1 protein-coding gene is annotated in these 654 nt (G+C 59.8%); it reads right to left on the bottom strand.

Features of this window, described 5'->3' with window-relative positions:
* Positions 1-9: 9 nt before the first annotated feature.
* Positions 10-654, bottom strand: a 645-nt coding sequence (locus ACWUKX_RS31005) for a transporter substrate-binding domain-containing protein (RefSeq protein WP_456010463.1), incomplete at its 5' end; no start/stop codon positions are given.

Here is a 654-nt window from a genome sequence, read left to right as displayed (position 1 = left end):
CCTATTGTTTCAATCCTTGCAGAGGTCAGCGGTTTTGCTGCCGTCCGGCAGCATCGCTTTGGTGTAGCCATATTTGCTGACCGAGGCCATCATTTCGTCCGAGCCAACATAGTCTTTCAGCGCGGCGTTGAAGGCGTCGACCGCAGCCTGCTCGTTCAGCGGGAAGGCGATGGCGGGATGTTCGTTGGGGCCCGGCGGGGTGTACGGGTCAGCCACTTCAATGCTGGGATCCTTCTCGGCAAGAGTATACGCGTTCAGACTGTACAGCGCCCCAGCGGCGGCGCGACCGGACTTTACAGCCTGTGCGATCTCCGGCGGCCCTGCGACCTGCATGACCTTATCGTCGGCAAAGCCTAACTTTTTCGCCAACTCGACTGCGGTGGTGCCTGTCATAAGGGCGAGAGTATGTCCCTTGTCTAGCACATCCTGGAGAGAATGCAGTCCTTCCGGATTGCCTTTCAGCACGAGTATCGCGTCATTGCTCACGGCGATCGGCTCGCTGAACAGCACGTTGCGACAGCGCTCCGGCTTGATCCACATGCCGCCCGTGATAATGTCGAAGCGACCAGCCTGCAGGCCCGGGACCAGCGAGCCCCAGTCGGTTACGACCGCCTCGACTTTGGTCGTCCCCATCTTCTTGAGAACGTCCAGCGT

Source organism: Mesorhizobium sp. f-mel (genome assembly GCF_053850215.1).
Note: the sequence above shows the minus strand (reverse complement) of the source record. Positions and strands in the feature narration are given on the sequence as shown.